General features: G+C 69.4%; 4 protein-coding genes. 1 reads left to right on the top strand and 3 read right to left on the bottom strand.

Going from position 1 to position 4348, the window contains the following annotated elements; translation table 11 throughout:
* A partial coding sequence (locus ACFDTC_RS07630; protein WP_375258284.1) for an FtsX-like permease family protein occupies positions 1-654 on the top strand: 654 nt, incomplete at its 5' end.
* An 89-nt stretch (positions 655-743) separates the two neighbouring features.
* On the opposite strand, the gene gcvP is transcribed toward ACFDTC_RS07630, so the two are convergent.
* The 3 genes from gcvP to ACFDTC_RS07615 form a co-directional block, all read right to left on the bottom strand.
* Positions 744-3590, bottom strand: coding sequence for an aminomethyl-transferring glycine dehydrogenase (gcvP, locus tag ACFDTC_RS07625; RefSeq protein WP_375258283.1), 2847 nt, complete (start codon positions 3588-3590; stop codon positions 744-746).
* Between the two features lie 100 nt (positions 3591-3690).
* Positions 3691-4056 (bottom strand): glycine cleavage system protein GcvH, encoded by a 366-nt coding sequence (gene gcvH, locus ACFDTC_RS07620; RefSeq protein ID WP_375258282.1) that lies wholly within the window; start codon positions 4054-4056, stop codon positions 3691-3693.
* 28 nt (positions 4057-4084) lie between these two features.
* Positions 4085-4348, bottom strand: a 264-nt coding sequence (locus ACFDTC_RS07615) for a glycine cleavage T C-terminal barrel domain-containing protein (RefSeq protein WP_375258281.1), incomplete at its 5' end; no start/stop codon positions are given.

The raw sequence follows: 4348 nt of genomic DNA, 5'->3' as shown, positions 1-4348 counted from the left end.
CTGACGGTCAACATCCTCGGGCGCGACATCACGGCCGAGATCACGTCGTTCCGGGCGGTCGACTTCTCGAACGCGGGCATCGGGTTCATCATGTCGATGTCGCCCTCGGCGCTGCAGGGCGCGCCGCACACCTTCATCGCCACGGTCTATGCCGAGCAGGAAGCCGAGGCGCAGATCCTGCGCGACCTCGCCGACGCCTACCCCAACATCACCGCGATCAGCGTCCGCGACGCCATCGACCGGGTCAGCGACCTGCTGGCCGGGATCGGCGAGGCGGTGCGCTGGGGCGCGGCGGCGACGCTGCTGACGGGCTTCCTTGTCATCATCGGCGCCGCGGCCGCCGGCGAGGGCGCGCGCACCTATGAGGCGGCCGTCCTGAAGACGCTGGGTGCCTCGCGCGGGCGGATCCTGGCCAGCTTCGCGCTGCGGGCGGCGCTGCTGGGCGGGGCGGCGGCGATCGTGGCGCTGGCCGCGGGCATCGCCGGCGGCTGGGCCGTGTCGGTCTTCGTGATGGAGACGTCCTACACCGTGATGTGGCTGCCCGCGCTGGGAATCATCGTGGGCGGCGTGACGGCGACGCTGCTGTCGGGGCTGGCCTTCGCCTGGCGGCCGCTGGCGGCGCGGCCGGCGCAGGTCCTGCGGGCCCGGGAATAGGCCGCCTTAGGGGTGTCCCACGATGGGACACCCCGGCGCCCTAGAAAAATCAAGGGCTTGCAGAGACGGATTCACGAAGCGTTAGGAATTCACTCCGCGGCCTCGGCGTAATCGCTCATCGGCGGACAGGTGCAGACGAGGTTGCGGTCGCCGTAGACGTTGTCGACGCGGTTGACCGGCGGCCAGTACTTGTCGACCCGGAATGCGCCCGGCGGGAAGCAGCCCTGCTCGCGCGAATACGGCCGGTCCCAGTCCTTGACCAGATCCTCCATCGTGTGCGGCGCGTTCTTCAGCGGGTTGTCCTCGGGGTCCATTTTTCCGTCCTCGATCGCGCGGATCTCGTCGCGGATGGCGAGCATGGCGTCGCAGAAGCGGTCGAGCTCGGCCTTGGTCTCGGACTCGGTCGGCTCGATCATCAGCGTCCCCGAGACGGGCCAGCTCATCGTCGGCGCGTGGAAGCCGCAATCGACCAGCCGCTTGGCGATGTCCTCGACGGTGATGCCGGCGGATTTCTCGAACGGCCGGGTGTCGAGGATGCATTCATGCGCCACGAAGCCGTCATGCCCGCGGTAGAGCACGTTGAACGCGCCCTGCAGCCGGTGGGCGACGTAGTTGGCGTTCAGGATCGCCACGCGCGTCGCCTGCGTCAGGCCCGCGCCGCCCATCATCAGGATGTAGGCCCACGAGATCGGCAGCAGCGAGGGCGAGCCGAACGGCGCGGCCGAGACCGGCCCCGGTCCGCCCGAGCCCAGCGGATCGCCGGGCAGGTGGTCGGTCAGGTGCGCCTTGACGCCGATCGGCCCCATGCCGGGCCCGCCGCCGCCATGCGGGATGCAGAACGTCTTGTGCAGGTTCAGGTGGCTGACGTCGCCGCCCAGGTCGCCGGGCCGCGACAGGCCCACCATGGCGTTCATGTTGGCGCCGTCGATATAGACCTGACCGCCGTGATCGTGGGTGATCGCGCAGACGTCCTTCACCGTCTCCTCGAACACGCCGTGGGTGCTGGGATAGGTGATCATGCAGGCGGCCAGCCGGTCGGCATGCTTCTCGGCCTTGGCGCGGAAGTCGCCGAGGTCGATCGAGCCGTTGGCGTCGCATTTCACCGCCACGACCTTCCAGCCGACCATCTGCGCGCTGGCGGGGTTGGTGCCGTGCGCGTTGACGGGAATCAGGCAGATGTCGCGCTGGCCCTCGCCGCGGGCGATCTGCCAATTGCGGATGGTCAGAAGGCCCGCGTATTCGCCCTGCGCGCCGGAATTGGGCTGCATCGAGATCGCGTCGTAGCCGGTGATCGCGCAGAGCTTGGCGTTCAGGTCGTCGATCAGCTCGGTGTAGCCGCGCGCCTGGTCGGCCGGCGCGTAGGGGTGCACGTGCGCGAATTCCGGCCAGCTGACCGGCATCATCTCGGCCGCCGAATTGAGCTTCATCGTGCAGGACCCCAGCGGGATCATCGCGCGGTCGAGCGCGAGGTCGCGGTCGGCGAGCCGGCGCATGTAGCGCATCATCTCGGTCTCGGCGCGGTTCATGTGGAACACGTCGTGCTGCAGGTAGTCGCTTTGCCGGATCAGCGCCTCGGGCAGGCGGTAGCCGCCCTCGCGGTCATCCGTGCGGTCGATGCCGAAGGCGCGCCAGACCGATTCGATGGTCTCGGGGCGCGTGCGCTCGTCCAGCGTGATGCCCACGTGGGTGCGCCCGACGCGGCGCAGGTTCACGCCTTCCTGCACGGCGGCCTGCAGCACGCCGCGCTGGAGCAGGCCGACATCGACGGTGATCGTGTCGAAGAACTCGGACGGGGCCACGTCGAACCCCGCCTCTTCCAGGCCCCGCGCCAGGCGCGCGGTCTTGCGGTGGATGCGCTGGGCGATGGCGCGCAGGCCCTTCGGCCCGTGGAAGACCGCGTAGAAGCCGGCCATGACCGCCAGCAGCGCCTGCGCGGTGCAGACGTTGCTGGTCGCCTTCTCGCGGCGGATGTGCTGTTCGCGCGTCTGCAGCGCGAGGCGGTAGGCCTTGTTGCCGTGGCTGTCGATCGACACACCGACGATGCGCCCGGGCATCGAGCGCTTGTAGGCCTCGCGGCAGGCCATGTAGGCGGCGTGCGGGCCGCCGTAGCCCTGCGGCACGCCGAAGCGCTGGGTGCTGCCCACGGCGATGTCCGCGCCCATGGCGCCCGGTTCCTTCAGCAGGCACAGCGCCATCGGGTCGGCGGCGACGATGCCCACCGCGTCGGCGCCGTGCAGCGCCTCGATCTGCGGGGTGAAGTCGCGGACATGGCCGTGCGTGCCGGGATACTGGAAGATCGCGCCGAAGACCGCGCCCGCGTCCAGCGCGTCGGGGTTGCCGACGACCACCTCGATGCCCAGCGGCTCGGCGCGGGTCTTCATCACGGCGATGTTCTGCGGGTGGCAGTTCTCGTCGACGAAGAACGCCTTCGCCTTCGACTTGGCCACGCGCTGCGCCATGGTCATCGCCTCGGCGCAGGCGGTCGCCTCGTCCAGCAGCGAGGCGTTGGCGATCTCGAGCCCCGTGAGGTCGCAGACCATGGTCTGGTAGTTCAGCAAGGCCTCGAGCCGGCCCTGGCTGATCTCGGGCTGGTAGGGCGTGTAGGCGGTGTACCAGGCGGGGTTCTCGAAGATGTTGCGCTGGATCGCCGGCGGCGTGACCGTGCCGTGATAGCCCTGCCCGATGAGCGAGATCATCGGCGTGTTCTTCTGCGCGACCTCCTTCATGCGGTGCAGCAGCTCGCGCTCGGACAACGGCTTGCCGAAGTCCAGCGGCGCCTCCTGCCGGATGCCCCTGGGCACCGTGCGGTCGATCAGCGCGTCGAGGCTGTCGACGCCCAGGGCGCCCAGCATCTCGGCCATCTCCTCGGGCGAGGGGCCGATGTGCCGGCGGTTGGCGAAATCGTAGGGCAGGTAGTCGATGGGCTGGTATGCCATGCCGTTCCTCGCAGCGTCGCGCGCTTCTTTGGTCTGAAAATATCCCGGGGGAGGCCCGGAGGGCCGGGGGCAGAGCCCCCTCTTCCCCTGTCGCCGTCGCTCAGTCGCCGATGAACTTCTTGTAGGCGGCCTCGTCCATCAGGTCGTCGAGCACCGACAGGTCCTCGACCTTGATGCGGAAGAACCAGGCGTCGCCCTCCGGGTCCTCGTTCACCTTCGACGGCTCGTCGACGATCACGTCATTGACCTCGACGATCTCGCCGTCGACCGGCGCCAGGATGTCCGACGCGGCCTTGACGCTCTCGATCACCACGACCTCGTCGTCCTTGACCACCTCGGTCCCGACCTCGGGCAGTTCGACGAACACCACGTCGCCCAGCTGCTCGGCCGCGTGGGCGGTGATGCCGACGGTCACGACGTTGTCGTCGCCCGCGTCGAGCCATTCGTGTTCCTCGGTGAATTTCATGCCTGTCTCCTGTCAGATCACCTGAATCTCAGCGTTTGAAGCCCGGGGCGACGAAGGGCAGCTTCGCCACCGTCACCGGCAGGCGCTTGCCGCGCACCTCGCCCCAAAGGCGCGTATCGGCCTGCGCCAGCGGCGTCGGCACGTAGCCCATGGCCACCGGGGCGCCCACGGTCGGGCCGAACCCGCCCGAGGTGACCTCGCCCACGGGAGCGGTCGAGTCCTCGGTCTCGAACAGCGGCGTGCCCTCGCGCATCGGCGCGCGGCCGTCGGGGCGCAGGCCCACGCGGGCCAT

This window comes from Citreimonas sp. (assembly GCF_042096055.1).
Lineage (GTDB): Bacteria > Pseudomonadota > Alphaproteobacteria > Rhodobacterales > Rhodobacteraceae > Citreimonas.
This window is presented reverse-complemented; position numbering and strand designations above follow the sequence as displayed.